Genomic DNA, 25,991 nt, shown 5'->3' on the forward strand with positions numbered 1-25,991 from the left:
GGATCAGGCGAATTCCAGGATCACCGCATCGACAGCAAGGCTCTCGCCAGGCTTTGCATTGATCTTGCCGACCACCAGGTCGCGTTCGGCGCGCAGCACATTTTCCATTTTCATGGCTTCGACGACGGCAAGCGTCTCTCCGGCTTTGACAGCCTGGCCTTCGGCGACCGCGATCGAAACCACCAGCCCGGGCATCGGGCAGAGCAGCAGCTTCGACGTATCCGGCGGAAGCTTGACGGGCATCAAGCGATCGAGTTCGGCGTGACGCGGCGTGAAAACCCTGGTCAGGACGGAGAGGCCCTGCCAGTCGATACGCATGCCGCTGACGAGAGGCCGGATCTGGGCCGTTACCGGGCGCCCGCCGACCGCGCCGCTCCAGACCGCATCGCCCGGTCTCCAGTCGGTGGCAATGTTGAGCTTTTCGCCGGCGGCTTGCATGTCCATCTCGAACGGGATGGTCACCAGTCCGTCCATGAGCGTGACAGGCACATAGTTTTGGCCGACCTTGACGACCCATTCCTCGCGGAGATTGTCGGCTGATGCGCGCAGGCGATCCGTGTGGTGCTCGCGGCGGTTTGCCTCGATCAACGTCGCGGACAGAGCGACGGCCGCAAGCAGCGCCTCTTCCTGCTGGTCGGGGACCATCGGTGCAAAACCGTCCGGATATTCCTCGGCAATGAAGCCCGTGGAAAGCCGGCCTTCGCGCCAGCGCGGATGCTTCATCAACGCCGAGAGGAATGGGAGGTTGTGGGCGATACCGTCGACCACGAAGCCGTCGAGCGCCTGGCCCATGGCCTCGATCGCGGCGGGACGGTCCGATGCCCAAGTGCAAAGCTTGGCGATCATCGGATCGTAGTACATCGAAATTTCCGCACCCTCGAAGACACCGGTGTCATTGCGGATGATGGCATCGCCGTGCTTGCCTTCGGCCGGCGGACGGTAACGCGTCAGGCGTCCGATCGAGGGCAGGAAATTGCGATAGGGGTCTTCCGCGTAAAGCCGGCTTTCAATCGCCCAGCCATTCAGCTTTATGTCGCTCTGGCTGAAAGGAAGCGTTTCACCCGCCGCGATCCGGATCATCTGCTCGACAAGGTCGATGCCGGTGACCAGTTCCGTTACCGGATGCTCGACCTGCAGCCGCGTGTTCATCTCGAGGAAATAGAAGTTACGGTCGCGATCGACGATGAATTCGACAGTTCCTGCGCTCTGGTAGTCGACCGCCTTGGCAAGGGCGATCGACTGCTCACCCATCGCCTTGCGGGTTTTTTCGTCGAGAAAAGGCGAGGGCGCCTCCTCGGCGACCTTCTGATTGCGGCGCTGGATCGAGCATTCGCGTTCGCCGAGATAGACCGCATTGCCGTGTGCATCGGCGAGGACCTGAATTTCGATATGACGCGGATCGACGATATATTTTTCGATGAAGACGCGGTCGTCGCCGAAGGAGCTCTTTGCCTCCGAGCGGGCGCGATCGAAGCCGTCTCGTACTTCCGCCTGGTTCCAGGCGATGCGCATGCCCTTGCCGCCGCCGCCGGCTGAAGCCTTGATCATGACGGGATAGCCGATCTCGGCGGCGATCTTTTCGGCGTGCCCGGCATCCTCGATGACACCAAGATAACCCGGCACCGTTGAGACCTTGGCAGCATTGGCGAACTTCTTCGATTCGATCTTGTCGCCCATGGCCTTGATGGCCTTCGGCTTGGGACCGATGAAGACGATGCCCTGCTTTTCCAGAGCCTCGCAGAAGGAGGCACGTTCGGAGAGGAAGCCGTAGCCGGGGTGCACGGCTTCGGCACCGGTCTCCTTGCACGCGGCGATGATCTTGTCAGCAACGAGATAGCTCTCGGTCGCCGCGGCTGGGCCGATATGCACGGCCTCGTCGGCCATTTCGACGTGGAGCGCATCCCGATCGGCATCCGAGTAGACCGCGACGGTTGAGATACCCATGCGGCGCGCAGTCTTGATCACGCGGCAAGCGATCTCGCCACGATTCGCGATCAGGATTTTCTTGAACATGCAGACTCCACCCGAAAAATGCGTCGAGAAGTTCTACGCAGAAACTGGGGGACGCACAATCGGGCGGAACCCGGCTATCGGAACGATTGTCTTACCCGAGAAGTCACGCGACGGCTTGCTCGTCGTCCACAAGACGTAGCCATCGGCTGGTGCGGGGCGAGGTGTACTCGCGCAGCTCGAGCGCGCGCAGGATATCGGCCCAACGAGGATGATTGGCGGAAGGCCGCGTCTCCGCGCCGATCCGGTGCAGCACATCGTAAGTGAGCTGCCCAACCGGGATGACGCCGGCCTCGCAAATGCTCCTCAGCACACGCATGATGAAATCGACGTCCTGGCGGGTTACGCCCCTGCGGTCGACCGCGCGCACGAGCTTGTAGGCGCCGATGTTATCGGTGACCGCAAGGCGCAGCTGATCGAGAGCAAATGCACGCAGCTCATCGGGAACATGGGAGGATATTTCCATGATGTGGAGCACGAGCTCCAGCTCGAGTTCCGAGTTGACGATACCGTCAGTCGCGAACATGCGCGTGATCCATGCGACATTGATCTCGTCCAGCGATCCCTGCGGATAGCTGTAGTTGACGATGAAGCTGGCGAGGCTTTCCACAAAGAAGGAGTTCCATTCCGGGCATTTTTCGGGGCAAAAGTTATGCAGCGCCAGCATGACGCCGACGTCGTCGGGCGTCCTGACGCCCTCCGGGAAGCTGTGTTTGCGCAACAGGCCGATATCCTCGGCACTCAGCCGATGCTTCCCCGCGATCACGCATGCCGGGAAAGCGAGTCGGAATTCGCTCATCTTGTATCTCCAGGCCTCATCATGAAGCCAGAGGTGGTTCTAACGCGCCAAGATTGAAGAAGCCCTCAATAACAAGGGTTAACCGACTACGCAGGCACTTCCGACGATTTTAACGATTTCGATTGAACGCGCTCGCGCCAGATGATGAAAAGCCCTGACGCCACGATGATAAAGATGCCGATCCATTTGGAAGGGTTCGGAAAATCATTGAACAACACGTAACCGAGAATCGTGGCCGAGATGATCTCGAAATACTGGAAGGGGGCAAGCAGCGACAGCGGCGCCAAGCGGAATGCCCTGACGACCAGCATGTGCGCATAGCCGGAAATCGTGCCGAGCGCGAGCAACAGCACGAGACCAAGGGCGGACGAGGGGAGCGACATTTCGAAGTCGGGTATGGCGAGCGCATTTCCGCCGAGGAGCGCGGCTCCCATGAAGAGCGTCCCGCCGATCCCGGCCATGGTTTGCATCGTCAGCGGGGAATCGGCCTCGCCAATTGCCCGGTTAAGGAAGAGATAGAGTGAAAAGAGGAAGGCGCAAAATACCGGGAGAAGCGCCTTCAGGCCGAAGATTTCATAGCTCGGCTGAATGACGATCATCGCGCCCCCGAAGCCGACGACGATTGCCGTCCATCGCCGCCAGCCGACCTTGTCGCCAAGGAAGAGCGCCGAAAGCGCCGTCAGCATGAAGGGTTCGACGAAATAGATCGCGAAGACATCCGCAAGCGGCATGTATTTGACTGCGACGAAGAAAAGCAGGCTGGCTGCCCCGTGCAGGGCGCCGCGCAGCAGATTCATCCACGGCCGCTTTGCCGAAAGGGCCTTCCAACGGAAGATCGCGAAAAGCACGGGGAGGGTGCAGACCAGCTGGAAGAAGAAGCGGTAGAACGTCACCTGTCCCGGCGACATCGATTCGAACGTCGCCATATACTTGGCGATCGCATCCATGGCAGGCAGGATGACCATGGCGCCGGCCATGATGGCCATGCCTTGAAGCGGATTTTGAGGAGATGGTGCTTGGGACATGCTGCGGCTTCCGGGAACGAAGCCATCAACCACAGGAATGCCTGCCGATCAATATGGCTTAGCGGTCGTGCACCGTTTCGCCGAACACCGATTCGAAGGCTTCCCGCAGACGGATGTCCACATCCGTCATCATCACTGGTAGGCCAAGATCGACAAGGCTCGTCACCCCATACGCGGAAATCCCGCAGGGGACGATGCCCGAGAAATGGTCGAGGTCCGGCTCGACATTGAGTGACAAGCCGTGGAACGTCACCCATTTGCGCAACCGGATGCCGAGGGCCGCAATCTTGTCTTCGCTCATGCTGCCGTCCGGCAGAAGCGGCTTCTCCGGCCGCCTTACCCAGACGCCGACGCGATCCTCGCGCCGCTCACCGCGTACGTTCATCGATTCGAGCGTGCGGATCACCACTTCTTCTAGTGCCGCCACAAAGGCGCGCACATCCTGACGGCGGCGCTTGAGGTCCAGCATCACGTAGGCCACGCGCTGGCCCGGACCATGGTAGGTGTACTCGCCGCCGCGACCGGTCGCAAACACCGGGAATCGGTCCGGCTGCACAAGATCTTTCGCATCGGCGCTGGTGCCTGCCGTGTAGAGCGGCGGATGCTCGACAAGCCAGACCAGTTCGTCGCCGCCTTCGGCGATTGCCGCGACTTCACGCTCCATCGTCTCTACGGCTTCCGGATATGGCATGAGACCATCGGCGATGCGCCATCGCACCGGCTTGGAGCCTTCGATAGGAAACATGGAGAATTGGAGATCGGTGCGAAGCATGAATTTTCCCTCGCCGCATGATGATCGCAGGCGGCAGACCGCCTATATGGCCCCGTTTTCAGGGCAATTCAAATGCTGTGATTTCTTTTGCAAAAATCTGTCACATCGCCCTTGTGCACCCAAGATGCTTTTGCTACATGCTGCCCCGCCGACGCAAATCGGCACCTACCACGATGCGGTCGTGGCGGAATTGGTAGACGCGCAGCGTTGAGGTCGCTGTGGGGCAACCCGTGGAAGTTCGAGTCTTCTCGACCGCACCAAGAACCCGGCTTTGGCCGGGTTTTTTGTTTTTAAATCAATGATTTACATTTTGATGTGTCCGATGCCAGAACCAAGCCTGGGAGACATTTACTCGCTCGCACTACTCCACGCGGGCGGGTGGCTTGGCCTTTTTTGCGTTGTGGTCAAATATTGAAATCGCTGTCTAGAACGGAAACATCCTGCCTTCAGGATGGGGCGGCATTGCTGCCCGTTCCTGCTTTCAAGACACTTTCGGTTTCAGCAAAAGCTGAATGAGCAGGTCGGCCATTGAGCGCATACGTGCCTCGTCGCCGTATACCCGCTCAATCACAACGAGCCCGCGCGTATGCGTGACGATCAAGCGCGCCGCATCTGATGGCGAGAGCGCCAACTGTTCTGCGTCGTCGGGTCGCGACAGTCTTTCATCCAAGGTCTTTTCGATCTCGTCTAGGAGGTCTCTGATCGCTGAGCGTACGGCCTCATCCAGCGCCTCAATGCCGAGCGCCGTTTTCGTGCTCAGGCAACCCCTTGTGGGCGCGCCGGTTCTCATCGACTTAGTGACAAATTCGAAAAAGCTCTGAAGCGCTTCGCGCAGCTTCGGCTTGTCCATCGCCTCGCGCATCCTTTGGACATAGGCGTCGCGGTAGACACCAAAGACACGCAGGAACAAGGTCTCCTTGTCTCCATAGGCATTGTAGAGCGAGCCGCGCTGCACACCGGTCGCCTCAGCCAGATCCTGCATAGATGTTTGCGAGAACCCCTTCTGCCAGAAGAGGGTCAATGCTTTGTCGAGCATCTCGCTTTCATCGAACTGGCGAACTCCCACCATTCTCTTGCTCCGTGGAATTGAAACCCGAGGGAATCATAAGCATCCTTGACACTGATGTCAAATTTGACTAGGTCGTCAAACTTGACAATTATGTCAAAGATGACTCGTGGCCGTCCCGATGGGGAAGGCGACAGTGTTCAACCTTCTATTTTTGGTGCGCGAATGTCTTCACAACCCGCTTCTTTCACATCGGCGAAGATCGATCAGTTGCTCGTCCGGCGTTATATCTTCGCAGGTTTATGCGCGAGCCTCGATAGTATCGGCCTCGCCCGCTTCGCTTTCACACCTCTTGTTCCGGAACTCATTCAAGCCCACTGGTTCTCGGCTTCCAGCGTGGCCTATCTGGCTGCCGCCAATCTGGCCGGCTATGTGTGCGGTGCGCTCATCGGCCGGCCGCTCGCCACGCGCTTCGCCAACGAACACATTTTGCGGCTTATGATGGTCTTGATTTCCGCCGCTTTCTTCGCGTGTGCCACCCCCCAGTCCTTTTCATGGTATTTCGCCTGGCGTTTCGTCTCAGGCATCGCCGGGGGCGTTGTCATGGTGCTGGTCGCGGCAACCATCCTGCCGCATGTCCCCGCAGCGCGGAAAGGCGCGGCAGGGGGTGCGATCTTCCTCGGACTCGGTTTGGGCATTGCCGGTTCGGGAACCATCATCCCTCTATTGCTGGAACTGGGCTTGGCGCAGACGTGGATCGGCCTCGGCATCATTTCCGTGATCCTGACGGCAGCAAGCTGGTTTGCTTGGCCATCGAGCTACCTCCACCCGCGTGTCGATAGCCGTGACGCCCCAACCAGTCACGCCATGCACTTCGGCAGGGATATCAAACTGCTCTATTTGCAATATGCTCTGATGGCCGCCGCCGCCGTGCCACCGATGGTTTTTCTCGTCGATTTCGTCGCCCGCGGCCTAGGCGAGGGCACCTATCTCGGGGCGGTCTTCTGGGCGATCTATGGTTTGGGCGCCATTGCCGGTCCTCCGTTGTATGGATACCTGGCCGATCGTCTCGGCGCCAAACCAACGGTCAGGATCGTGTCCCTTGTCGCGGCGGTCGGTCTTGCTGCCTTCTACGTCACCGATAACCTGATCGTCCTCGGGAGTATCACCCTTGTCGTCGGTACATTCGCTCCAGGTATCGTCCCCTTATTCCTTGCGCGAGTACACGAGGTCGTAACCCACAATTCGACCCGCCAGAACGTTGCCTGGACTCGTGCCAGCATCATTTCCGCCGCCGCCTTGGCGGTGGCCGCGTATGCCTTTTCCGCTCTGTTCAATGCTACGGGCGGCAGCCACCGTCTGCTGTTCCTGACGGCGGCCGCGATGTTGATTGTCTCCATGCTCGCTGGTGTCGCCACATCAGGCAATTCTCGCGCGGCAAGCAAGCGCGCGTAACCAAAATCCTTCCCAGTCGGGCGGCGGTCTCTCTTATACGACTGCCGTCCGGCTCGACGAAGCTTGCAGCAGACTTGGCAAATGACCCGGCGCAGCCGGCAACGGGAAAGGAACCTAAAGTGACGACGTCAGCCACCGATAGTGTTCAGCGCTTTTGGACCGAGGTCTGGCAGTCCCCTCAAAATCCGCAGGCCATTGATGCCTTGGTTCACGAGGATTTCGTGATAACGTCGGGCGCGCAGGATATCCGCTCGCGTGACGCGTTTAAGCAGTGGGTCATCGGTTTCCAGCGTCAGATCAACGACCTGAAATTCGAGGTTCTCGATATCTTTCAAAGCGACGATGGCACTCCCGTTGCCACGCGTTGGCGGGTTGTCGGAACCAACAACGGATTTCTCGGGACGGAACCGGACGGGACACCGATCACTATGGTGGGCAACTCAATCGTCGCGATCGGGAGGATGGACTACTCCGCCACAACTGGGTCGACCGAAACGCCTACGAGGTCCATGGCCATCTCAACGGAAAGGTGTCCAAGGTCTAGGAACCAGCGCGGATGCACTCGGCAGATCGCCGTCACCTCCATGCAGCACACGGCAAGCCTTGCTTAGAGAGCTGAGAGCGCCGGAAACGCCGACGTGATCAATCCGGACATGCGGCACCGGTATTCACCCAGGCGGCGATCAGGGCGGCAAAGGTCTCCTGCGAGCCGGGAGGGGCGCTTCGTCCTGCGCCCGGATGCCAGGCCCAGCCGACCAGATGGTCTTCGCCGGTATGGCGTATGAGATCGGCACGGGAACGATTGCCGTTCCGGCTCGTATCTTTCACCTGTTGGCAGATCTCGCCCACCGTCAGCCCTTGCCACGCCATGCTGGCTGGCGCCAATGACCAGTGCGCGTTCCCCGGAATGGATTTCATGCGGCTGCCGACGATCGGACGGTTCTCGGCACCGTGGCAGGTGCTGCATGCAAGTCCCGCCGGACCTACCGAGCTTTGGCTGGCATTCATCAACGGCACATGCGGGTGCATGTCCTCACCCTGCGTCGGGCTGCGCGTTGCCGGATGGCAGTTGATGCAGCGCGGATGCGTCAGGACGCGGCTTGCCTCCTTGAAGATGGCCTTCGACCGCGCGTTGGTGTCCGCAATCGCATCAAAGTCAGAGACGGCCTTGAGAGCTCCACCGTCGGACGTTTCAGCATGACTCTGCATTGACCCCATGCCGGCAACGATCCCGCTCGCAGCGAGAACGGCGGCGAGCGGGATAGCGAAAATCCGCTTGGTCATGATCACACCCTCCGCAATTCATTCTGATCGATCGGCAACGACCGCAATCGCTTGCCGGTCGCCGCAAAGATCGCGTTGAGGAGCGAGGGTGCGACACCAGGTGTGCCGACCTCTCCTATTCCGCCTGGGGCCTCGGAACTCGGCACGATGTGGACTTCGATCTTGGGTGTCTCGTAGATCCGCAGAACGGGAGAATCGTCGAAGTTGCTCTCCACCACGGCACCGTTACGGACGGTGATGCGTCCGTAGAGAGCGGCACTGAGACCGTAGATGATGCCACTTTGTATCTGGGCTTCGATCGTGTCTGGGTTGACGACTTGGCCGCAATCGACGGCGCAGATGATGCGGTCCGTCTTGAGCTTTCCGTCTTCTCCGATGCTCACTTCCGAGATCATCGCGGCAAAACTGCCGAAATCCTCCGCGACAGCAATGCCTCTTCCCTTGCCGGCCGGGAGGGCGGTTGTCCATCCGGCCTTCTCCGCCGCCAGATCGAGCGCGGCGAGGAGACGCGGTTTATGCTGAAGCAGGCGCCGCCGGTACTCCAGCGGATCGACGCCGGCAGCATGGGCCAACTCGTCGATACCGCCTTCAACTACGGGCACATTGCGGGTCGCGCCAACGCCGCGCCAATTGCCTGTCAACATGCCGTCCGGCGCCTCGTGGCGCACGAAGTCCGTATATTTGTTCGGGATCGCATAGGGCGTCTCTGCACCACCCATGATATCAAGGTCTATGCCATTGCGGGTGAAGGCCGGCAGCCAGCGTGCCATGACCGAGGGGCCGATGACGCGATGACGCCAGGAAACGGGTAAGCCGTCCGGCCCCAGTGTCGCGGTGACCTTGCTGTAGTTGAGATAGCGGTAACAGTCGTGGCGGATATCCTCCTCACGGCTCCAGGTGACCTTGACGGGGCCAGCCACCTGCTTTGCGATCTTCGCCGCCAGAATGACGCCGTCGACATCCAGTCGCCGGCCGAAACCGCCGCCGAGAAAGTGGTTGTGCACGACGATCTTTTCCAAGGGGAGGCCTGTAACATCAGCGACGACCTGCCTTGTTCGTCCCATGATCTGCGTGCCGACCCATACATCGCAGCCATCAGTGCGGACATGGAGCGTGCAGTTCATCGGCTCCATGGCCGAATGGGTGAGGATCGGGAGGCGGTAGACGAACTCAAGCGCAGGTCCGTGTTCGGCTTCCGCTTTCGCAACATCGCCCACATTGATGTGTGGCAGGGCGTTGCCGCCAATCGCATCTTCCGCGCGCTTCTCCAAATCAACCAGCGAAAGAGCGCCATTCGGGCCGGGCTCCCATTCGATGGAGAGAGCAGCGAGCCCCTTTCTTGCGGCACCGGTGTTGTCGGCCACCACGGCAACAGCATCCTCGATCCGGACGACCTGTTTGACGCCCTTTACCGCCATTGCCGGTCCGTCTTCGACCGCGCGCAGTTTGCCGCCGAAGTGGGGACAGATCGCGATCGCCGCGTAAGACACGCCTTCCGGGCGGGCGTCGATACCGTATTTCGCGGTGCCGTTGACCTTTTCCGGACTGTCAAGACGCCGGATGGACTGGCCGATCAGCTTGAAGCTGGACGCAGGCTTCAGGGGCATTTCCTGCGGAACAGCTTCGGATGCCGCAGCCTGTATCAGGCTGCCATAGGCAGCGCGGCGGCCGCTTGCGGCGTGGACGACATGCCCGGCCTCGGCGTTGCACGTTTCCGGCGCGACGCCCCAGCCACGCGCCGCAGCGTTCACCAGCATGATGCGAGCGGCGGCGCCCGCCTTGCGCATCGGCCCGTAAACACCGCGGATGGCGATAGAGCCGCCGGTGATCTGGTCGCCCAGCAAAGGGTTTGCATAACGCTTGGGATCGGCCGGTGCATGCTCCAGCGCCACCTGATCCAGGGTGACCTCCAACTCTTCGGCCAGCAGCATAGCGACCGAAGTATAAATGCCTTGTCCCATTTCCACGGACGGCATGACGAAGACAATCTTGCCTTCGGCAGGGATGCGAATGAAGGCATTTGGTTCAAACGCCTCTTCGGCAGCGGACGAAGGCGAAGGCTGCAGGCCAATGACGAGGCCCGCTCCTGTCAGCGATGCGCCGATCAGAAAGTTGCGTCGCGAGACGGCGAGATTGATCTTGTCATGAATGGACATCGCATCACCTCGCCTGTGCGGCCGCCTTGATGGCGGCTCGAATGCGCGGATACGTACCGCATCGGCAGATATTTCCGGCCATGACGGCATCGATATCGTCGTCGGTCGGCGACGGATTGGCAGCGAGCAGCGCGGCCGCGGACATGATCTGTCCGGATTGACAGTAGCCGCACTGGACGACATCTATGTCGAGCCAGGCCTTCTGCACACGGGCGCCCTCGGCAGTCTCGCCAATCGCCTCGATCGTGGTGATCGGCTTGTCCACCGCATCGGCGACCGGCATGACACACGACCTCACGGGCACGCCATCGACATGCACCGTACAGGCGCCGCACATTGCGATGCCGCAGCCAAATTTCGTTCCGGTAAGCCCTATGGTGTCGCGTAAGACCCATAGCAGCGGAATGTCGCCATCCACATCGATGGCATATTGCTTGCCATTGACCACAAGATCATAAGACATGTGAATATCGGCTGAAAGCCGTCCCCGACGAACACCCCAGCGCCTGCGAAACTACCAGTAAACCGCGGAGGTCGCCAGTTACATTTTGCGAGGCCGGCCCGCGCGATAAGCATGGGATTGTTCTGCTTTCCGAGCTGGCGGACCAGAAGGCTCCGTACCGGTCCTCGGCGCTCCGTTAATGCGGTCTGCCCGTGCCGGGTAGACGGACCCATCGAGAGCGCCGCTGGTGTTCTTTATTCCGCCAAAAAGTTCGTTCACGAGCCGTTAAGCGTAAACGTGCAATTTGAGATTCTGCGGGTGGGGCAGGCTCTAATCCCAACGGAGACAAAATGAAAAGACTAGTCTTGTCCACGCTCATCGCCGTTATAACGGCCAGCAGCGTCCTTACCGTGGCCGGCTCTGCGTCAGCAGACGACTGGCGCCGGCGGCATTACAACAATCACCACCATCATAATGGCAATGGCAATGCAATTGCCGGCGGTTTGGCTGCCGGTGTGATCGGCGGTCTCATCGGCGGCGCGATCGTCAACAGCAGCGGTCCGCGATACATTGATCCACCGCCGCCACCTCCGCCGCGTTGCTGGTTTGAGGACCGTCGAGTCCCGAACGCTTATGACGGTGGTTGGCACACGGAAAGCATTCGCGTCTGCCGATAGCCGCCTCAAAGGTGATGAAAAAGGCCGAGCGAAACACGCACCGGCCTTTTCGATCTATGTAAAAGTCAAAAACGCGCGGCTTGCAGCGATTTTCGCTTGCGCGCTCACGCGCAAGCGGGCTCATCAATCCTCGTCCGGAATATGTGAATCGACTCCGATCGTTTCCAGCCGGTTGAGGACATGGCGGACGCCATCGACGGATAGAGCGGCAAGCTCAGCTTTGCGAGCCATGCCGATCGTCTCCACCGAACCCTCCAGCGTTACAGTATGGCCGTCGGCGTGAACGTCGATGCTGTTGAGGTCCAGGTCCCGAACCTGTTCGAGGTTCTCGGTGACGCGCGCTTCGAGCTCATCGCTATCGTCGCGGTCTATCGTATGAGGCTCAAGTGAATCCTTGAGTCGATTTTCGTCGCCGTTTTCGTCTGTGCCATCGACGCGAAAGCCGGGGTTGGGGTCGCGGTCGAAGTTGGCGGGGGTTGCCCCGTAAGGCCGATTCGCCGGGTCCGTCGATGCGGCGCCCGGCTCGTCGGCATAGGGCCAGCCCTCGTTACGGTTGCGCTCTTCGTAGTCGCGGTACTCGTCTTCGCGCGATATGGGCTTCTTGTCGTTCGTCTTCGCCATTCGTGTTCTCCTCAGACTGCTTGTCCGAAGAACGTTCACGACCGGGAATAGTTCGGCAGAGCTTCGTCAAATTGGCAGGCGGTCTTTTAGCGGGGGGTCTTGTCCCACTTCCGGATCAGACGGTCGCGCTTCAGCTTCGACAGGCGCTGGAGCCAGAAGACGCCATCAAGCTGATCGACTTCATGCTGGATACAGATAGCCAGGAAGCCGTCCGCATGCTCTTCATGTTGGACGCCCTGGATATCCTGGTAGCGGAAATGGATTGCGCCGGGTCTCGTTACTTCTTCGGTGGCCCCCGGCATGGACACGCTGCCTTCGGTGTTGCGCGTCACTTGATCGGAAACCGAAGCGATCTCAGGGTTGATATAGATCCGAACCCGATCTGCCTTGCCGTGCTCGATCACAACCACCCGCTGAAAGATGCCGACATGGGCGGCGGTGATGCCGACGCCCGGTGCGGCGCGCATCGTTTCCAGCAGATCGTCGGCAAGCTGAGACAGTGCCGAATCGAAGACCTTTACCGGTTCGCAGACCGTCTTCAGGCCGGGATGCGGATAGCGAAGTATGGGGAGGATGGCCATCGATTGTCGGTCCTTGTTCAGTTGTGGCGGAAACTACCGGCACGGCGTCGCATTGTCATCTGGGGACGCCGTTCGGCTCTGGACGGGACGGCACGTTTCGGTTAGCGGGGAAGGGAATTGAAGCCGTCGGAGAAACTGGTCGCAATTCGCTTATCCACTTGTTGACAATGCTTTTTCAGCCGCCATTCTCCGAACTGGCGACAGGCGTTAATCTTGAAAAATGCGAGGCGGCAGATGACGGACACTGGAGAAGAAGACCGCATCCGCAGGCGTTCCGACGACGAAGGAGCCGATATCTACGACGAAGACGGCAATGTCCGGAGCGACTTTCTGGCGCTTGTCGGCGCCGCCATTGCCGATCGGGACACGATCTTTCTCCGGCAGCACGTGGCGCGTCTCCACGAATCGGAAATAGGCGACCTGCTGGAATCGCTGCAACCGGATCAGCGCCTGGCGCTTGTGCACCTGCTCGGCGACGATTTCGACATGACGGCGCTGACCGAGGTCGACGAGGCGATTCGGCGCGAAATCGTCGATCAGATGCCGAACGAGCAGATCGCGGCGGCGATCGGTGAGCTCGATTCGGACGACGCGGTCTACATCCTCGAAGACCTCGACACGGAAGACCAGGAAGAGATCCTGGCACAGCTGCCGTTCACGGAGCGGGTGCGCCTTCGCCGGGCTCTGGACTATCCGGAAAGCTCCGCCGGCCGTCGCATGCAGACCGAGTTCGTCGCCGTGCCGCCATTTTGGACGGTCGGACAGACGATCGACTACATGCGCGAGGAGGAGGACCTTCCTTATTCCTTCACGCAGATCTTCGTCATCGATCCCACCTTCAAATTGCTCGGCGCGGTCGATCTCGACCAAATCCTTCGCACCAAGCGGCAGACGAAGATCGAAGCGATCATGCGCGAAACGAGCCATCCGATCCCGGCCGAAATGGACCAGGAAGAGGCGGCACAGCTCTTCGAGCAGTACGATCTGCTCTCCGCCGCCGTCGTGGACGAGAACGGCCGCCTTGTCGGCGTGCTAACGATCGACGACGTCGTCGACGTGATCCATGAGGAGGCCGACGAGGACATCAAGCGCCTCGGTGGCGTCGGTGACGAAGAGCTGTCGGACAATGTCATATCGACCGTGCGGTCGCGCTTCCTGTGGCTGTTCATCAATCTCGGCACAGCCATGCTCTCGGCAAGCGTCATCGGCCTGTTCGACGCATCGATCGAAAAGATGATTGCACTTGCCGTACTGATGCCGATCGTCGCCTCGATGGGCGGTAATGCCGGCACGCAGACGATGACGGTGACAGTGCGCGCGCTCGCGACCCGCGATATCGACATATACAATGCTGGCCGCATCATCCGCAGAGAGGCGGGCGTCGGCATTATGAATGGCGTCCTCTTTGCAACCCTCCTGGGCGCCATCGCCGGCACCTGGTTCCATGACTATCAGCTTGGCGTCGTCATTGGCGCCGCGATGATCATCAACCTGATGGCCGCAGCGCTTGCCGGGATTCTCCTGCCGCTTCTTCTCGACAAGGTTGGCGCAGATCCCGCTATAGCGTCGTCCGTCTTCGTGACGACGGTCACGGACTGTACCGGTTTCTTCGCCTTCCTTGGGATCGCCACGTGGTGGTTCGGTATCTGAGCCGGATACCAAAATTGACTATTACGTAAAAGTCAATATGATGCGGCGCGAGAGTGGGAAGCCAATGCCTGTGAACAAATACTATAGCATAACGGAGCTAACGCGCGAATTTGGCGTGTCGACGCGCACGCTGCGCTTTTACGAGGATGAAGGTCTGATTCATCCGGAGCGGCGCGGACGCACGCGCCTGTTCCGCCAGGCCGATCGGCGCTTGATTCAGGAAATCCTGCGTGGGCGGCGTATCGGCTTCACGATCGCCGAGATCCGCGAAATCATCCAGGTCTACAAGGAGCCGCCGGGCGAACTTGGGCAGCTGAAGCTGTTGATGAAGCGCATTGATGAAAAGCGCGAGGATTTGCGCCAGAAGCGCAAGGACATCGACGACACGCTGACGGAACTCGACAACATCGAAGAAGCCTGCCTCGGCCGCCTCGCCGAAATCGGCGTCGGCACCTGATTTACTGTGCGTTGGCACTGCATTCGTCCGCCAGCGCGACTATCCGGCCGTCATCCGGCTTGATGGCGCCTGACTGAAACTCCGTAAAGAGATTTTGTGTCTGCAGCTTCTCCAGGGTGCACTGGCAGAAGCTGCGGCACAGTGTTTCGCCCGCCTGTTGGACACAGGAGGCAGTGCATTGCTTGAGATAGGTTTCGACCGGATCGGGCTTTGCCGGCGGCACGACCATCGTCAGCGCATAGGCGATCGAGATCAGCACCGGCTGGTGGATCAGATAGAAGGCGAGGCTATGGCGGCCGGCTTTGGCGAGAAGAGTTGAGCCGGTGCCGAGTTTGGCAAGCCTGTCGAGCAGCCTGCCTTTCAGGGCAATGAAGGCGGACGTCAATCCAAGTAGAAACGGGACTGCCCAGGGGAAGAGGGGCACGTAATCGTTCGATCGCGGCGCCATTTCCGCGAATCCCATCCAGGCGAGATAGCTTGGATTGAAGAGTGGTGAGCGCAGCAGGCTCGGCGCGATCCAGGTGTCGACGATCCAGGCGGCGGTGATCGCCAGCGTGAGCACGATCGTCACGACGAGCGGCAGACGTACAAAGATAACGCCGATCAGGCTCAGGACAGCAATGCTGTGCAGGATGCCGAAGAAAATCCATTCTCCGGGCGTGGCGATGCGGGTGACCACCGAAATCAGCAGCGCGGCACCGGCAATCATCGCGAAGCGTTTCCAGAATGACGGCCAGCGGATCTCCGGCTTGCTCGAAAGAGCCATGCTGATGCCGGCGATAAAAAGGAAGGTGCTGGCAATGGCCCGGGCATAGATCTTCAGCCAGCCGGTCTCCACCGTGCCCGCCGCCAGATAGCCCATGAATTCCATGTCCCAGCTGAAATGGTAGGTGGCCATGGCGATCAGCGCTACGCCACGCGCCGTATCGAGCAGCCCGATGCGGGGCACCCGAACGGACGCCTCGTTTTCGCTTGCTGAAATAGCCATCAGAGCTCCTTGGACAAATCATTGCCGCCATTCGCCGACATGTCGCGGCGAATAGCAGAAACGTGGAGATTTGATGGCGGTTTGACATCCATGATCGCCAGACGCGCCTCGGAGAAGAATTGCCTTCGCGTGAGCACGACGACGATGATCGCCGTCGTCGCCATGAAAACGTAAGCGTTTATGAACCAGCCGAGATAACCGATCGACAGGAAAATTGCGCGAAGACCTTCGTTGAAGTGTCCACCCGCAAGGATGTTCATGCGGATGACGCGTTCGGCGGCGCGCTCGGCCGCAACCATATCGCCCTCGGCCTCTCGCACCATCGGGATGGTCCCAAAGAGGATGCTGCAGTAGTTGAAGAGCCGGTAGGACCAGCCGAATTTAAAGAACGCATAGGCAAATAGAGCGGCCAGTCCTCCGACCTTGAGTTCGAAACTCGCAGTGCCGCCGTTGAAGACATAGGGTAGATCGGCGAAGACCGCGTTGACCTTCTCGGTCGCTCCCAGCAGCGCGAAGCAACTGCCGATCGCGAAGATCGAGGTCGATGCAAAGAAGGCCGTGCCGTTCTGCAATCCGGCCATGATCTGCGTGTCGATCATCTTGAGGTCGCGACGCAGCGAGTTGTAGATCCATTCTCGCCGCCGCTCGCTCATCGCGTGGGTCAGGCTTGTGCGGCCGAAGAATGTCCTGCCGCGCAGCAGCCATGAATAGCCGAGCCATAGTATGGTGAAGAAAGCCAGTGCGATATAATCGGCCACCGAAAGCATCGAGTATTCAATCCCAGATTCGACGCCGCCACTCTACAGATGCAATTGCATGCTGCAATGACTGGCAAGACGCGCCCGTTCGTTTTAGTGTCGCGCCAATTAAACGGGATGTCGGTCTGCCGCGAGTGCCGAAATAGGTCATCGGATAGTCTGGCGGAAGATTTTCACAGGAAGCAGGCATGTTCCTTTCGGTATTCGACGTTTTCAAGATCGGTATCGGGCCATCGAGCTCGCATACGATGGGGCCGATGTCGGCTGCCAATCGCTTCCTCGACCTGATCCTTTCGAACGAATGGCCACGCCCATCGTCGGGCGCGCAGGTTGCCGCCATCAAGGTCAGCCTGCACGGCTCGCTCGCGCATACCGGCATCGGCCACGGAACGGGCAGGGCGGTCATTCTCGGCCTGATGGGAGAGAAGCCGGACAGTGTCGATCCTGACAAGATGGACGGCATTATCGACCAGGTGGAACGCTCCGGCCGCATCACGCCGCCCGGCCATCCGGCGTATTTCTTCATGCCGAAGAACGATCTGATCTTCGACAAGAAACAGCCGCTGCCGGGTCATGCGAACGGGATGATCTTCTCCGCCTACGACAAGGACGAACGGCTGCTGCTGAAGCGCATCTATTACTCCGTCGGCGGCGGTTTCGTCGTCACCGATACCGAGCTCGAACAGATGCGGGCCAAGAAGAAGGCGGCCGCAGGTGCGGTCAAGGTTCCATATCCGTTTGCCACAGCCAAGCAGATGCTGGAGATGGCGGAACGGTCCGGCCTCAGCATCGCGCAGATGAAGCGCGCCAACGAGGAGAGCCAGCGGAGCCGCGAGGAGCTGGATGAGGGTCTCGACCGCATCTGGGAGGCGATGCGCTCCTGCATCGAGCGAGGACTCAAGGTCGACGGCATCATGCCCGGCGGCCTGAACGTCCGGCGCCGCGCGCGGAAAATACATGACAAGCTGCAGGAGGAGTGGCGCAGCAACCGCATCAATCCGCTGCTCGCCAACGACTGGCTGAGCGTCTATGCCATGGCGGTCAACGAGGAGAATGCCGCAGGCGGCCGCGTGGTGACCGCGCCGACCAATGGCGCCGCCGGCGTCATTCCCGCGACGATCCGCTACTACGAGCATTTCCACGAGGACTGGGATCAGGATGGGATCCGGGACTATCTGCTGACTGCGGCGGCCATCGGCGGCATCATCAAGCACAATGCCTCCATCTCCGGCGCCGAAGTCGGCTGTCAGGGCGAAGTGGGTTCGGCGGCGGCCATGGCGGCAGCCGGGCTCGCGGCCGTGATGGGCGGGACGCCGGCACAGATCGAAAATGCCGCCGAGATCGCGCTCGAGCATCACCTCGGCATGACTTGCGATCCGGTTGCGGGTCTCGTCCAGGTGCCGTGCATCGAGCGGAATGCGCTGGGTGCGGTAAAGGCGGTGACGGCCGCCTCGCTTGCCGTCAAGGGCGATGGCCAGCATTTCGTGCCGCTCGACGCCTGCATCGAAACCATGCGTCAGACCGGCCACGATATGAGCGAGAAATACAAGGAAACCTCAACCGGCGGTCTGGCCGTCAACGTCGTCGAGTGCTGACGTTGTGGACTTGCAGCCGGTAGATGCTTGACGCTGCCGGTCAAAAGGATTTCAACGGCAGCATGGCATTACATCTCATCAAATTGTGCGTGGGTGCAGACTCGATCGAGGACCTGCGCGAGTGGGTGGCCGAGCGTTCGCTTCGAGCGATTGCGGCGGGCCTCGAGCCACATTCCGTGCACACGACGCGCATGGTCCCGAAACGCGTGACGGAACTGCTCGACGGCGGCTCTCTCTATTGGGTGATCAAGGGACAGGTGCAGGCGCGCCAGAAGCTGCTGGACATCGAAACCTTCACGGACGGCGAGGGGATCGGCCGATGCCACCTCGTACTTGGGCCGGAGGTGATCGAAACCGCCGTGCAGCCGAAACGCGCGTTCCAGGGCTGGCGCTATTATCCGGAAGAAGATGTGCCGCGGGATATCACGACACTCGGCGATGGCGTTGCCGAAATGCCCGCGGATTTACGCCGCGAGCTCTCTGAACTGGGGCTACTCTAGGTTCAGCGCAGCCGCAACATGACCGGCGACCTGCCATCCGCGCAGGTAACGTGCAGGTGAATGCGGGCCTCGGGCTGCGAATAGCGCCACGCGCGCGCGCCATGGCAGAGCAGCAAGTTGATGAGGTCCTTGGTCTTTGCTGATTTCGCTCTCGGCCGATGCAAGCCGATTTCGGCGAGCCGGAGAGCTGCCTCGTGCAGCGGATGAAAGCCGAATCGTCCCGGCCTGCCTGACCCGCGCGGCGGAAAGCCCGTAATATTGCCATTCGTTGCCATATTCGTCCCCGTACGCATTACAAATCGAGGTTAGGAACTCAAGCCGGCGTCGCGAACACCGAATCCGGCCTTGAACGGCGCCGCCGGAAAAGCCAGCGGCGCCGTAAATCTCATTGGGCCGAGGCCCAGCACTTCACGCCTGTACGCTTGAGGGCGTTGCAGGCATTCACAGCTTCGCGCTGGTCGTCGAAGCCGCCAAAGCGAGCGCGATAAATCTGATCGCCACCATTTGAATAAGCGACAGCGAAAGGCTTCGCGGAACGCAGTGCCTTGCCACCCTTGCTCTTCGCCTTCTCCAGCAAGTCCATTGCCATGTCGCGGCTGGAAGATACGCCGATCTGCACAACCCAGCCGCTCGGCTCCTGCTCCGCGCTCGAGACGCGCTTTGCAGCAGCTGGCTGCGGGGCTACGGAGGCGGTGGTCACCGCATCAACCGGATCGCTGGCAGGCTGCTCCGGCGGCATGTAGGCCGGGGCGGGAGACGGAACGGCGACGGAGGCCTGCTTGAAGCTCGTCGTCTTCACTTTCGTGGGAGCAGGTATCTCGGGCTTCTGTTGTGCGACAAGCGGGTTTTCGGAGCTCTGAGCCGGCGAGTCGGCATAGGCAACCGCTGCCGACGCCACCTCGTAGCGGGCATCCGGCGTCGGACCCTTGTGCGGCAGATCGACGCCAGCGGTCGAGACCGGAGCGTCGGCCGCAGGCGTTGGAGCCTTCTCGGCGATGAGGTTAGAGCCACCACGCGTCGACGCTTTTGGAAGGTAAGTCGCAATGAGCTTGCGCATCTGGGAATCGCGGGCAGGTGTCGACGTTCCGCCCATGACGACGCCGACGATTGATCTGCCGTCCACCTGCACCGAGCTCACGAGATTGAAGCCGGCAGCGCGGGTATAGCCGGTCTTGATGCCGTCGACGCCGCGCACAGAACCGACAAGGCGGTTGTGGCTGCGGATGACGCGGTTGCCGAACTTGAAGCTGCGCGTGGAGAAATAGGCGTAATACTGCGGAAAATGCTGACGAAGAGCGATGCCGAGACGGGCCTGGTCGCGCGCCGTGGTCATCTGAGCCGTATTCGGCAGGCCGTTGGCATTGCGATAGGTGGTGCGGGTCATGCCGAGCGCATGTGCCTTTGCCGTCATCATCTGCCCGAAACGGTCTTCGCTGCCGCCAAGCAATTCGCCAAGCGCGGTTGCCGCGTCATTGGCGGAGAGCGTGACAAGACCAAGGATGCCCTGCTCGACGGTGATCGAATTGCCGGCTTTCACACCGAGCTTGGTCGGAGCCTGCGCAGATGCATGAGCGGAAAAGGGAACGCGTGTGTCCAGACGAATGCGCCCTTGCTCAAGCGCCTCGAAGACCATGTAGAGCGTCATCATCTTCGTCAGCGACGCCGGGTATTGCAGACGGTCGGAATTCTCGCTGTAGAGCACGTTCCCCGTTTTCGCATCGACGACAATGCCCGCATATTTCGGATTGGCGGCTTCTGCTTCTGCTGTGACCGATTCAGCGAGAAAGGCGGTCGTCGCGATGGCAACCACAGCCAGAATCTTGAATAGGAAATTGCCGGACCTCGGCGATGGTACGAAGGATACAGACCTTGACACTATTTAACTCTTCGCTTGCATTTCACGATTGGTCGGCGCGCACATCCGTATCGGCGCGACCATTGTCTTTTGACGTTAGCCTGGTGGGGTTACCAATCCGTTTATGATTAATCGTTTGCTTCGCCGTCCGGCTGCTTTTTAGCGGGGTGTTGCGGTACGGGTCACAAGCCGCGCTTCCACAAAGGTTCGAATAGCGGCATCAATATGGTCCCAGTCCTGCAAATGACGGCTTGAGAAGCGATAAAGGACGCTGAGATCCTTCCCGACTTTAATGTCGCGTTGGCAATCCCCGCTTGTCGCATCGGCGGGGGACGAGGGCAGGATGCAGCGCACCGCATATTCGGTCTGGTTTGCACGCGCTCCGGTCAGCAGAACCTCGCCGCCATAGCCCGCTTCGGCCTTCAACTTGCGGAGCGTCAGGCCGTGGCCGTAAGGAACGGCGGCGCCCTCCGTCAGATGCGAGTAGATTGGCTCGAGTCGGCCGGACATGTCCTGCGACATCGTGCTTTGGGTGATCTGCACGAAGATGAGATTGGCGGACAGCGATATGTCGTCAAAGCGCTCGCGGTGCTCCTTTGAATAGCCCTGCATCTCTGGCCATGTGAGGTAAATGTCGGCGCGCTCCGCCATTCCGTTGTGCCTCTGGCTTGGGAAGCGCAACGCATTTTCAGGCAGACTGAGTGCGTCGCGGCCAATGGCGATCGTGACTGCCTCCGTGCTGTCGGTATTGCCCGCCAGCGTAATGTGCCGCCCGATCCAGCGGCCACCAATACTGATTGCAAGCGTCAGCGTGGCAAGAACGGTGACGAGTGCGATCAATCGCACGATCACGCCGTTGGAAAAGAGGGGCGCCTCATCGGGTGTGTCGGCACTGCGGGCGAAGTGGCTCATGGCGGGCTCTTCAGTTGTCTGACCGCCGTAAACGAAACTGGAGCCGCCGGTGCTAAATCTCGCGAAAAGATCCAGCAGTTCGGTAAAGGAAGAGTTAATTCGGGTGCGCTTGAAAAAGTAAGCCGCTCCCGGGACAGCGGGAGCGGCTCAGGGCACCGGTCGGGACGGGATGCGGGGACGGACCGGGCCGAGTGGAACCCGCCGGTATCCCCGGCGGGTGCAATTGATCTTAGCGTACGCTACCAACTGCGACGGCACGGCCGTCCTGCAACTTCGTCCAGCGTGCCGGATCATCGGCGGACTGACGCTTCAGGAAGGTGTACTCGGTATCGCCCCAGAGCATCACCTTGTTGCGCATGTTGTCGAGGATGAAGTCGCCGTGGTCTGTGCGGACCGTCAGCACCGCATGGCCTTCGCCATTCGGCTGCATGACGACCGTCATGAGCAGGTCGGACGGCGAGAAGCCGTCGTCGATCAGCATCTTGCGCTTCAGCAGCGCGAAGTCCTCGCAGTCGCCGACGGTGCGCGGGTAGGCCCAGCGCTCTTCGACGCCGTAGATTTCCATGTCGGTCATCGGCTTGATCTGCGAGTTGACCTCGTAGTTGATCTTGAGGATCGTCTTCCAGCGCTCCTCCGTCAGGATCGCCGGACCGGCGTCGCCGCCGGCATAGGCGCATTCGCTCGGATTTGCCCTGCAAAATTCGTAGTGGCCAATCGGTGGGCTGGCATTGCCTGCAAGTGTCATGCTGCCAGGCGCCGCTTGTCCCGCGCCCGCCATCGCCATCAGTAGTATACCGCCGAAAAAGCCGCCTTTGATTGCATTGAACATCGTTTTTGTCGTCCCTGTTCTATGAGGACGACAATGGCACAGACGTTTTTATCCGCTGCAAAATTACGCAATAGAATTAAAGGCTTAGTTGATTCAAAGACGCATAAAACCTGATTAAAAACAAAGTCGAATACGCGTAAAATTGGATGCGGTTTCGACGTAAATTTGAATAAAATTCTAAGCGTCAGAACAACGCCCGGAGGCCACGCAAGCGGCGGCTCTCCATGCAAAAGTTAATGGCGAGGCCGGATTTCGGGAGGTTGGCTGGCTGCCAATCGACATCCGAGCATCACGGACGGGTGTGGAAATCAGGCGGAAGGGCTGAATTTGGCGGGTCAGCGCGGCTGATCTCAGCTGCAGCCCGCAAAAATTATTTTCGAAGAGTTTCGCGAAATTCGTTGGTTGCCGTGACGATCGCGGAGGAGACAGCGGTGTCGATGTCGCGTGCGCCGCGTTTTCAGTCACGACAAGGCGGCTGCCAGGCCATGCTCCGACCAGTTCCCAAGCGGTTGTCAGCGCCCTAGATCCGGTTGCCGTCACCGGTCTCCAGGAATCCCTCTTCGTAGGGCTCGATTTCGGGATAAAGCAAGGACTGAGAAAGCCACCTGTTGGGGCGGCGTTCATCTCTCATATCGATGACACTAAGATGACAATCGCCTAGAGGAACTCGCGCAAGGTCTCGCGCGACTGGACCGAGAGGAATTCGAGCGCGACGCCGTCGCTGAAATGACGGACGACGCGGCCACGCATGTTGCCGAGGCGGATCGCCGTGCCGAGGGCAGGGCGCACGTCCACGTCGACTGCGGCGCCCGAAAGCGAAAGGTCCATGATGCGGCAGGTGTAGCGCGTGCCGTCTTCGAGCGTCAATTCGGTCTGGGTTTCGCGCGGCGTCAGACGATCGTGGCGGCGGTCTTCCGGCAGGCCGAGCTCGTGTTTGTTGGCGAGCCACGTCAACTGTGCCGCCAGCTTTTCCCGCTTGCGCTCGGTGGCGTTGATCGACATCGTGAAGCCGCGCACGTCCACGGTCTGGACGTGGCCTTCGACGCGTCCGAGATGATCGATGTAGGCGACGACCCGCTCATTGGCGCGCGGACGGCCGTTGCAGGTGACGTACATGTCGCCCGGCGACATATCGATCACAGTGCATTCATATTCTTCGTAGTTCGCAAGCATCAGGCGGCCCTGCATATGGATGGGCACGCGCTGGAAAACACCCTGTTCGGGACGCGGCGCAATCCGGGGCGGCTGGGCTTGCTGGAACGAGTGCATGAAAGAACTTCTTCATGAAATGATATACACGGATCATAACCGGCAACCCCTTAACAGAAGGTTGTCCTGAAGAAGGTCGATACACCTCGGAGCATAAAGCGAACTGTGCCGCAATGAGACGGTCAGTGCGACGCCGGGCCTGAGAACAATGAAGACATCACGCGGCCGATGAAGGCACCGACACCGTGCGGGCGTTCGCTGACAGCTGCATATGGCCAGCTTTCCTTCCGGTCCTGGGCCGGTCTGTCGCGGAGAAGACGGCTGCGGTCCAGCGCCAGAAAATCAAGCGGAACGATCTCCAGCCAGCTTGCCGCGACGGACGGCGCGATTGCGCCGAGCAGCCGCTCGGGGCGTCCCCCTTCGGAGCGCAATGGCATGACGATGATCTCAAAGCTCGCCTGGTGCCCAGCAGTGCTGTAGCCGGTGGCATTGAGCAGCGTGGGGATCGCGTGCTCCATGGCGCCACGAAGCGTTGCCTCGATGTCGAGCGTATGCCCATCGCCGAACAGTTCCGCAAAGCTTTCACCGCGCAGATCGCGCCCAAAGAGATCACAGATCCGCGTGCCCGCAAGCCGGAAGGTGACGGCGCCCAGACCGTCGTTCTTCTCAAGAATGAACAGGCTCGGGAGAATATGGCCCAGGCTCGACGGCTCGATCTGCGATTTCAGCGGGGCGTCGCCGGATCCCCGTAACCGGTTCCAATAGTCATAAATATCGATGATCGTCTGATGGCGCACGGTGCCAACCTGTTTCATTTTGGTTCGAGTTCGAGCCTGAAGGGCTCTTTTGCTCTCTACCTAGCGGATTTCATGCCAACTGCGGCGAGTTAAGGTTAAGAAGCGGTTTCGATTGCGCTGCGGAGTCTTGTCGTGCGACGGTTGCCCATCGCTTCGGAAACGAAGTTCAGCACACGCACTGATCGGGCACGAGGGATACTCGGGGGATGTCCGGCAAGCCGTCTGGTTCTTCCGGACGGCTTTTTTTTTGACCTTCGCTCCTGTAAGGCTTTGGCCTGAACCGGCGAGGACGGATATGGAAGACCACAGGACAGAGCCGGAGTCGGCAGACGAAACCCCGGCCGCAAAGACACGGACGCCGATCTTCAATCTGCCCGGCATCCTGCTCGCGACGCTCTGTCTGCTCGGGGCGATCTATGCCGTCCAATCGGTCCTTCTTCCCGCAGACGCCGTCGATTGGCTGTTCTTCAACTTCGGGTTCATTCCGGCACGCTACGTGATTCCGTTCTCGGAGCAGGGGCCGCAATGGCTCTGGTCGCCGGTAACCTATTCGCTGCTGCACGGCAGCGTGGAGCACATTCTCTTCAACGGACTCTGGCTGATGGCCTTCGGGGCGCCGATCGCGCGCCGCATCGGCGCGTCGCGCTATGTCATATTCTGGATTTTCTCGTCGGTCGCCTCGGCTGCGCTTCATGCCGGGTTGAACTGGGGTAATCCGACCTTGCTCATAGGGGCTTCCGGCGTCGTTTCTGCCCTCATGGGAGCGGCCTGCCGCTTTGCCTTTCCGGCGGAACGCAGGGGGCTGCGTCCGGCCCATCTCAATCCGCGCCTGTCCGTCATGGAGTCCCTGCGGAGCCGGACGGTCATAGTCTTCACAGTCTTCTGGCTGCTCGGCAATGTGCTGATCGCGGTTGGCATTCCGCTGATCGGCGATCCGAACCAGCCGATCGCCTGGGACGCCCATATCGGCGGCTTTATTTTCGGATTCTTCCTTTTCCCGCTGTTCGACCGGAACATACCGGCGGGTCCTGATAGTTCAGAAGCACACGATATGTTGCAATCTTGAGCGTGGGAGTGCACCATTCCGATTGATCGGCATTGGAACTCGCAGCCGCGTGGAAGCCACTGATCAGTTAAGCGTTTCGCTTTCGACATGGGAGGAGGGTTCAAATGTCCAACACCGTAAAGGCCATCCTAGACCAAAAGGGCCGCGACGTCGTCACGGTCGGGCCGAACACGACCGCCGCCGAAGCGGCAAAAGTGCTGAACAGCCGCAAGATCGGCGCGGTGGTCATCCTCGGTGCGGATGATCGCATTTCGGGGATCTTCACCGAGCGCGATCTCGTCAATGCTGTAGCGAAGTTTGGCAAGGAATGCCTCGATCAACCGGTTGTCTCATTGATGACATCCAAGGTTTTCCGCTGTCACGAGGAAACGACCGTCAACGAGTTGATGGAGCTGATGACCAGCCGGCGTTTCCGGCACGTGCCGGTCGAAGCACATGGCAAGCTCACCGGCATCATTTCGATCGGTGACGTCGTTAAGACGCGTATTGCAGAAGTTGAACGCGAGGCAGAAGAGATCAAAGCCTATATCGCAGGCTGATACACTTC

The 25,991-nt window shown here is 60.1% G+C and carries 27 protein-coding genes and 1 tRNA gene; 10 read left to right on the forward strand and 18 right to left on the reverse strand.

Annotation, left to right across the window (positions count from 1 at the left end):
• Positions 1 to 3: 3 nt before the first annotated feature.
• From ACPYOI_RS05665 to lipB, 4 genes are all read right to left on the reverse strand, one after another.
• Complete coding sequence (locus ACPYOI_RS05665) at positions 4 to 2,013, reverse strand: acetyl-CoA carboxylase biotin carboxylase subunit (protein ID WP_481417068.1); 2,010 nt, start codon at positions 2,011 to 2,013, stop codon at positions 4 to 6.
• A gap of 103 nt (positions 2,014 to 2,116) precedes the next feature.
• Positions 2,117 to 2,809: a hypothetical protein gene (locus tag ACPYOI_RS05670; protein WP_481417069.1), complete on the reverse strand. Its 693-nt coding sequence runs from the start codon at positions 2,807 to 2,809 to the stop codon at positions 2,117 to 2,119.
• Between the two features lie 86 nt (positions 2,810 to 2,895).
• The gene (locus tag ACPYOI_RS05675; protein ID WP_481417070.1) at positions 2,896 to 3,834 is read right to left on the reverse strand and encodes a DMT family transporter; all 939 of its coding nucleotides are present in this window, start codon (positions 3,832 to 3,834) and stop codon (positions 2,896 to 2,898) included.
• A gap of 58 nt (positions 3,835 to 3,892) precedes the next feature.
• Entirely contained in the window at positions 3,893 to 4,606 is a 714-nt protein-coding gene (gene lipB / locus ACPYOI_RS05680) for a lipoyl(octanoyl) transferase LipB (RefSeq protein WP_481417071.1), read from the reverse strand.
• Positions 4,607 to 4,781: 175 nt separating this feature from the next.
• On the opposite strand from lipB, the gene ACPYOI_RS05685 reads away from it, so the two are divergent.
• A tRNA-Leu gene (locus ACPYOI_RS05685) sits at positions 4,782 to 4,866 on the forward strand.
• A gap of 221 nt (positions 4,867 to 5,087) precedes the next feature.
• Here ACPYOI_RS05685 and ACPYOI_RS05690 read toward each other — a convergent pair.
• The gene (locus tag ACPYOI_RS05690) at positions 5,088 to 5,642 is read right to left on the reverse strand and encodes a TetR/AcrR family transcriptional regulator (protein ID WP_481422656.1); all 555 of its coding nucleotides are present in this window, start codon (positions 5,640 to 5,642) and stop codon (positions 5,088 to 5,090) included.
• Between the two features lie 195 nt (positions 5,643 to 5,837).
• Between ACPYOI_RS05690 and ACPYOI_RS05695 the strand changes: the two genes are divergently transcribed.
• Together ACPYOI_RS05695 and ACPYOI_RS05700 are read left to right on the forward strand one after the other, a co-directional pair.
• Entirely contained in the window at positions 5,838 to 7,067 is a 1,230-nt protein-coding gene (locus tag ACPYOI_RS05695; protein ID WP_168831209.1) for a YbfB/YjiJ family MFS transporter, read from the forward strand.
• A gap of 119 nt (positions 7,068 to 7,186) precedes the next feature.
• A complete protein-coding gene (locus ACPYOI_RS05700) occupies positions 7,187 to 7,678 on the forward strand; it encodes an ester cyclase (protein WP_481417073.1) in 492 nt (163 codons plus the stop codon).
• Positions 7,679 to 7,709: 31 nt separating this feature from the next.
• Here ACPYOI_RS05700 and ACPYOI_RS05705 read toward each other — a convergent pair whose 3' ends face one another.
• From ACPYOI_RS05705 to ACPYOI_RS05715, 3 genes are read right to left on the reverse strand one after another with little or no spacing between them, the layout of a single operon-like run.
• A complete protein-coding gene (locus tag ACPYOI_RS05705; RefSeq protein ID WP_481417074.1) occupies positions 7,710 to 8,351 on the reverse strand; it encodes an Isoquinoline 1-oxidoreductase subunit in 642 nt (213 codons plus the stop codon).
• A gap of 2 nt (positions 8,352 to 8,353) precedes the next feature.
• Positions 8,354 to 10,507 (reverse strand): xanthine dehydrogenase family protein molybdopterin-binding subunit, encoded by a 2,154-nt coding sequence (locus ACPYOI_RS05710; protein ID WP_481417075.1) that lies wholly within the window; start codon positions 10,505 to 10,507, stop codon positions 8,354 to 8,356.
• A 4-nt stretch (positions 10,508 to 10,511) separates the two neighbouring features.
• Positions 10,512 to 10,970: a (2Fe-2S)-binding protein gene (locus ACPYOI_RS05715; RefSeq protein ID WP_481417076.1), complete on the reverse strand. Its 459-nt coding sequence runs from the start codon at positions 10,968 to 10,970 to the stop codon at positions 10,512 to 10,514.
• 329 nt (positions 10,971 to 11,299) lie between these two features.
• Here ACPYOI_RS05715 and ACPYOI_RS05720 point away from each other — a divergent pair, with 329 nt between their 5' ends.
• Positions 11,300 to 11,626, forward strand: coding sequence for a hypothetical protein (locus ACPYOI_RS05720; RefSeq protein WP_168831213.1), 327 nt, complete (start codon positions 11,300 to 11,302; stop codon positions 11,624 to 11,626).
• A 123-nt stretch (positions 11,627 to 11,749) separates the two neighbouring features.
• Here ACPYOI_RS05720 and ACPYOI_RS05725 read toward each other — a convergent pair whose 3' ends face one another.
• Both ACPYOI_RS05725 and ACPYOI_RS05730 read right to left on the reverse strand, forming a co-directional pair.
• Positions 11,750 to 12,247, reverse strand: a complete 498-nt coding sequence (locus ACPYOI_RS05725) for a BON domain-containing protein (protein ID WP_481417077.1) — start codon at positions 12,245 to 12,247, stop codon at positions 11,750 to 11,752.
• An 86-nt stretch (positions 12,248 to 12,333) separates the two neighbouring features.
• Entirely contained in the window at positions 12,334 to 12,828 is a 495-nt protein-coding gene (locus ACPYOI_RS05730) for a peptide deformylase (protein ID WP_481422657.1), read from the reverse strand.
• A gap of 234 nt (positions 12,829 to 13,062) precedes the next feature.
• On the opposite strand from ACPYOI_RS05730, the gene mgtE reads away from it, so the two are divergent.
• Together mgtE and ACPYOI_RS05740 are read left to right on the forward strand one after the other, a co-directional pair.
• Positions 13,063 to 14,478, forward strand: a complete 1,416-nt coding sequence (mgtE, locus tag ACPYOI_RS05735) for a magnesium transporter (RefSeq protein ID WP_168831216.1) — start codon at positions 13,063 to 13,065, stop codon at positions 14,476 to 14,478.
• A gap of 64 nt (positions 14,479 to 14,542) precedes the next feature.
• Positions 14,543 to 14,935: a MerR family transcriptional regulator gene (locus tag ACPYOI_RS05740; RefSeq protein WP_168831217.1), complete on the forward strand. Its 393-nt coding sequence runs from the start codon at positions 14,543 to 14,545 to the stop codon at positions 14,933 to 14,935.
• A 1-nt stretch (position 14,936) separates the two neighbouring features.
• On the opposite strand, the gene ACPYOI_RS05745 is transcribed toward ACPYOI_RS05740, so the two are convergent.
• Positions 14,937 to 15,923, reverse strand: coding sequence for a heparan-alpha-glucosaminide N-acetyltransferase (locus tag ACPYOI_RS05745; RefSeq protein WP_481417079.1), 987 nt, complete (start codon positions 15,921 to 15,923; stop codon positions 14,937 to 14,939).
• A complete protein-coding gene (locus tag ACPYOI_RS05750) occupies positions 15,923 to 16,690 on the reverse strand; it encodes a DUF599 domain-containing protein (protein ID WP_481417080.1) in 768 nt (255 codons plus the stop codon). Before ACPYOI_RS05750 ends, ACPYOI_RS05745 begins: the two co-directional genes overlap by 1 nt.
• 179 nt (positions 16,691 to 16,869) lie before the next feature.
• Here ACPYOI_RS05750 and ACPYOI_RS05755 point away from each other — a divergent pair, with 179 nt between their 5' ends.
• Together ACPYOI_RS05755 and ACPYOI_RS05760 are read left to right on the forward strand one after the other, a co-directional pair.
• Positions 16,870 to 18,276 carry an L-serine ammonia-lyase gene (locus tag ACPYOI_RS05755; RefSeq protein ID WP_481422658.1) on the forward strand — a complete coding sequence of 469 codons (1,407 nt, stop codon included), beginning with the start codon at positions 16,870 to 16,872 and terminating at the stop codon, positions 18,274 to 18,276.
• 62 nt (positions 18,277 to 18,338) lie between these two features.
• A complete protein-coding gene (locus tag ACPYOI_RS05760) occupies positions 18,339 to 18,776 on the forward strand; it encodes a DUF1489 family protein (protein WP_481417113.1) in 438 nt (145 codons plus the stop codon).
• 2 nt (positions 18,777 to 18,778) lie between these two features.
• Here ACPYOI_RS05760 and ACPYOI_RS05765 read toward each other — a convergent pair whose 3' ends face one another.
• The 6 genes from ACPYOI_RS05765 to ACPYOI_RS05790 all read right to left on the reverse strand — a co-directional run bounded on the left by ACPYOI_RS05765 (position 18,779) and on the right by ACPYOI_RS05790 (position 24,378).
• On the reverse strand, positions 18,779 to 19,051 hold the full coding sequence (locus ACPYOI_RS05765) for a hypothetical protein (protein ID WP_168831221.1): 273 nt from the start codon (positions 19,049 to 19,051) through the stop codon (positions 18,779 to 18,781).
• Positions 19,052 to 19,161: 110 nt separating this feature from the next.
• Positions 19,162 to 20,655, reverse strand: a complete 1,494-nt coding sequence (locus ACPYOI_RS05770) for an SPOR domain-containing protein (RefSeq protein WP_481417114.1) — start codon at positions 20,653 to 20,655, stop codon at positions 19,162 to 19,164.
• Between the two features lie 135 nt (positions 20,656 to 20,790).
• Positions 20,791 to 21,543 carry a hypothetical protein gene (locus ACPYOI_RS05775; protein ID WP_481417082.1) on the reverse strand — a complete coding sequence of 251 codons (753 nt, stop codon included), beginning with the start codon at positions 21,541 to 21,543 and terminating at the stop codon, positions 20,791 to 20,793.
• Positions 21,544 to 21,772: 229 nt separating this feature from the next.
• Positions 21,773 to 22,372 carry a transglutaminase-like cysteine peptidase gene (locus ACPYOI_RS05780; RefSeq protein WP_481417083.1) on the reverse strand — a complete coding sequence of 200 codons (600 nt, stop codon included), beginning with the start codon at positions 22,370 to 22,372 and terminating at the stop codon, positions 21,773 to 21,775.
• Positions 22,373 to 23,029: 657 nt separating this feature from the next.
• A complete protein-coding gene (locus ACPYOI_RS05785) occupies positions 23,030 to 23,641 on the reverse strand; it encodes a PilZ domain-containing protein (protein ID WP_481417084.1) in 612 nt (203 codons plus the stop codon).
• 122 nt (positions 23,642 to 23,763) lie between these two features.
• Complete coding sequence (locus ACPYOI_RS05790; protein ID WP_481417115.1) at positions 23,764 to 24,378, reverse strand: PAS domain-containing protein; 615 nt, start codon at positions 24,376 to 24,378, stop codon at positions 23,764 to 23,766.
• 295 nt (positions 24,379 to 24,673) lie between these two features.
• On the opposite strand from ACPYOI_RS05790, the gene ACPYOI_RS05795 reads away from it, so the two are divergent.
• Positions 24,674 to 25,444 (forward strand): rhomboid family intramembrane serine protease, encoded by a 771-nt coding sequence (locus ACPYOI_RS05795; RefSeq protein WP_481417085.1) that lies wholly within the window; start codon positions 24,674 to 24,676, stop codon positions 25,442 to 25,444.
• Between the two features lie 104 nt (positions 25,445 to 25,548).
• On the forward strand, positions 25,549 to 25,983 hold the full coding sequence (locus ACPYOI_RS05800) for a CBS domain-containing protein (RefSeq protein WP_481417086.1): 435 nt from the start codon (positions 25,549 to 25,551) through the stop codon (positions 25,981 to 25,983).
• Positions 25,984 to 25,991: the final 8 nt, after the last annotated feature.

This window comes from Rhizobium sp. SVR5-2C (assembly GCF_056755115.1).

What these genes read in the sequence shown, in the direction of transcription:
- ACPYOI_RS05720 (WP_168831213.1), top strand. Translation starts at nt 11,300, where the DNA reads ATGAAAAGACTAGTCTTGTCCACGCTCATCGCCGTTATAACGGCCAGC.
- ACPYOI_RS05675 (WP_481417070.1), bottom strand. Translation starts at nt 3,834, where the DNA reads ATGTCCCAAGCACCATCTCCTCAAAATCCGCTTCAAGGCATGGCCATC.
- ACPYOI_RS05740 (WP_168831217.1), top strand. Translation starts at nt 14,543, where the DNA reads ATGCCTGTGAACAAATACTATAGCATAACGGAGCTAACGCGCGAATTT.
- ACPYOI_RS05745 (WP_481417079.1), bottom strand. Translation starts at nt 15,923, where the DNA reads ATGGCTATTTCAGCAAGCGAAAACGAGGCGTCCGTTCGGGTGCCCCGC.
- ACPYOI_RS05775 (WP_481417082.1), bottom strand. Translation starts at nt 21,543, where the DNA reads ATGAGCCACTTCGCCCGCAGTGCCGACACACCCGATGAGGCGCCCCTC.
- ACPYOI_RS05670 (WP_481417069.1), bottom strand. Translation starts at nt 2,809, where the DNA reads ATGAGCGAATTCCGACTCGCTTTCCCGGCATGCGTGATCGCGGGGAAG.
- ACPYOI_RS05750 (WP_481417080.1), bottom strand. Translation starts at nt 16,690, where the DNA reads ATGCTTTCGGTGGCCGATTATATCGCACTGGCTTTCTTCACCATACTA.
- ACPYOI_RS05795 (WP_481417085.1), top strand. Translation starts at nt 24,674, where the DNA reads ATGGAAGACCACAGGACAGAGCCGGAGTCGGCAGACGAAACCCCGGCC.
- ACPYOI_RS05800 (WP_481417086.1), top strand. Translation starts at nt 25,549, where the DNA reads ATGTCCAACACCGTAAAGGCCATCCTAGACCAAAAGGGCCGCGACGTC.
- mgtE (WP_168831216.1), top strand. Translation starts at nt 13,063, where the DNA reads ATGACGGACACTGGAGAAGAAGACCGCATCCGCAGGCGTTCCGACGAC.
- ACPYOI_RS05695 (WP_168831209.1), top strand. Translation starts at nt 5,838, where the DNA reads ATGTCTTCACAACCCGCTTCTTTCACATCGGCGAAGATCGATCAGTTG.
- ACPYOI_RS05710 (WP_481417075.1), bottom strand. Translation starts at nt 10,507, where the DNA reads ATGTCCATTCATGACAAGATCAATCTCGCCGTCTCGCGACGCAACTTT.
- lipB (WP_481417071.1), bottom strand. Translation starts at nt 4,606, where the DNA reads ATGCTTCGCACCGATCTCCAATTCTCCATGTTTCCTATCGAAGGCTCC.
- ACPYOI_RS05690 (WP_481422656.1), bottom strand. Translation starts at nt 5,642, where the DNA reads ATGCTCGACAAAGCATTGACCCTCTTCTGGCAGAAGGGGTTCTCGCAA.
- ACPYOI_RS05725 (WP_481417077.1), bottom strand. Translation starts at nt 12,247, where the DNA reads ATGGCGAAGACGAACGACAAGAAGCCCATATCGCGCGAAGACGAGTAC.
- ACPYOI_RS05780 (WP_481417083.1), bottom strand. Translation starts at nt 22,372, where the DNA reads ATGTTCAATGCAATCAAAGGCGGCTTTTTCGGCGGTATACTACTGATG.
- ACPYOI_RS05730 (WP_481422657.1), bottom strand. Translation starts at nt 12,828, where the DNA reads ATGGCCATCCTCCCCATACTTCGCTATCCGCATCCCGGCCTGAAGACG.
- ACPYOI_RS05785 (WP_481417084.1), bottom strand. Translation starts at nt 23,641, where the DNA reads ATGCACTCGTTCCAGCAAGCCCAGCCGCCCCGGATTGCGCCGCGTCCC.
- ACPYOI_RS05665 (WP_481417068.1), bottom strand. Translation starts at nt 2,013, where the DNA reads ATGTTCAAGAAAATCCTGATCGCGAATCGTGGCGAGATCGCTTGCCGC.
- ACPYOI_RS05715 (WP_481417076.1), bottom strand. Translation starts at nt 10,970, where the DNA reads ATGTCTTATGATCTTGTGGTCAATGGCAAGCAATATGCCATCGATGTG.
- ACPYOI_RS05705 (WP_481417074.1), bottom strand. Translation starts at nt 8,351, where the DNA reads ATGACCAAGCGGATTTTCGCTATCCCGCTCGCCGCCGTTCTCGCTGCG.
- ACPYOI_RS05765 (WP_168831221.1), bottom strand. Translation starts at nt 19,051, where the DNA reads ATGGCAACGAATGGCAATATTACGGGCTTTCCGCCGCGCGGGTCAGGC.
- ACPYOI_RS05760 (WP_481417113.1), top strand. Translation starts at nt 18,339, where the DNA reads ATGGCATTACATCTCATCAAATTGTGCGTGGGTGCAGACTCGATCGAG.
- ACPYOI_RS05755 (WP_481422658.1), top strand. Translation starts at nt 16,870, where the DNA reads ATGTTCCTTTCGGTATTCGACGTTTTCAAGATCGGTATCGGGCCATCG.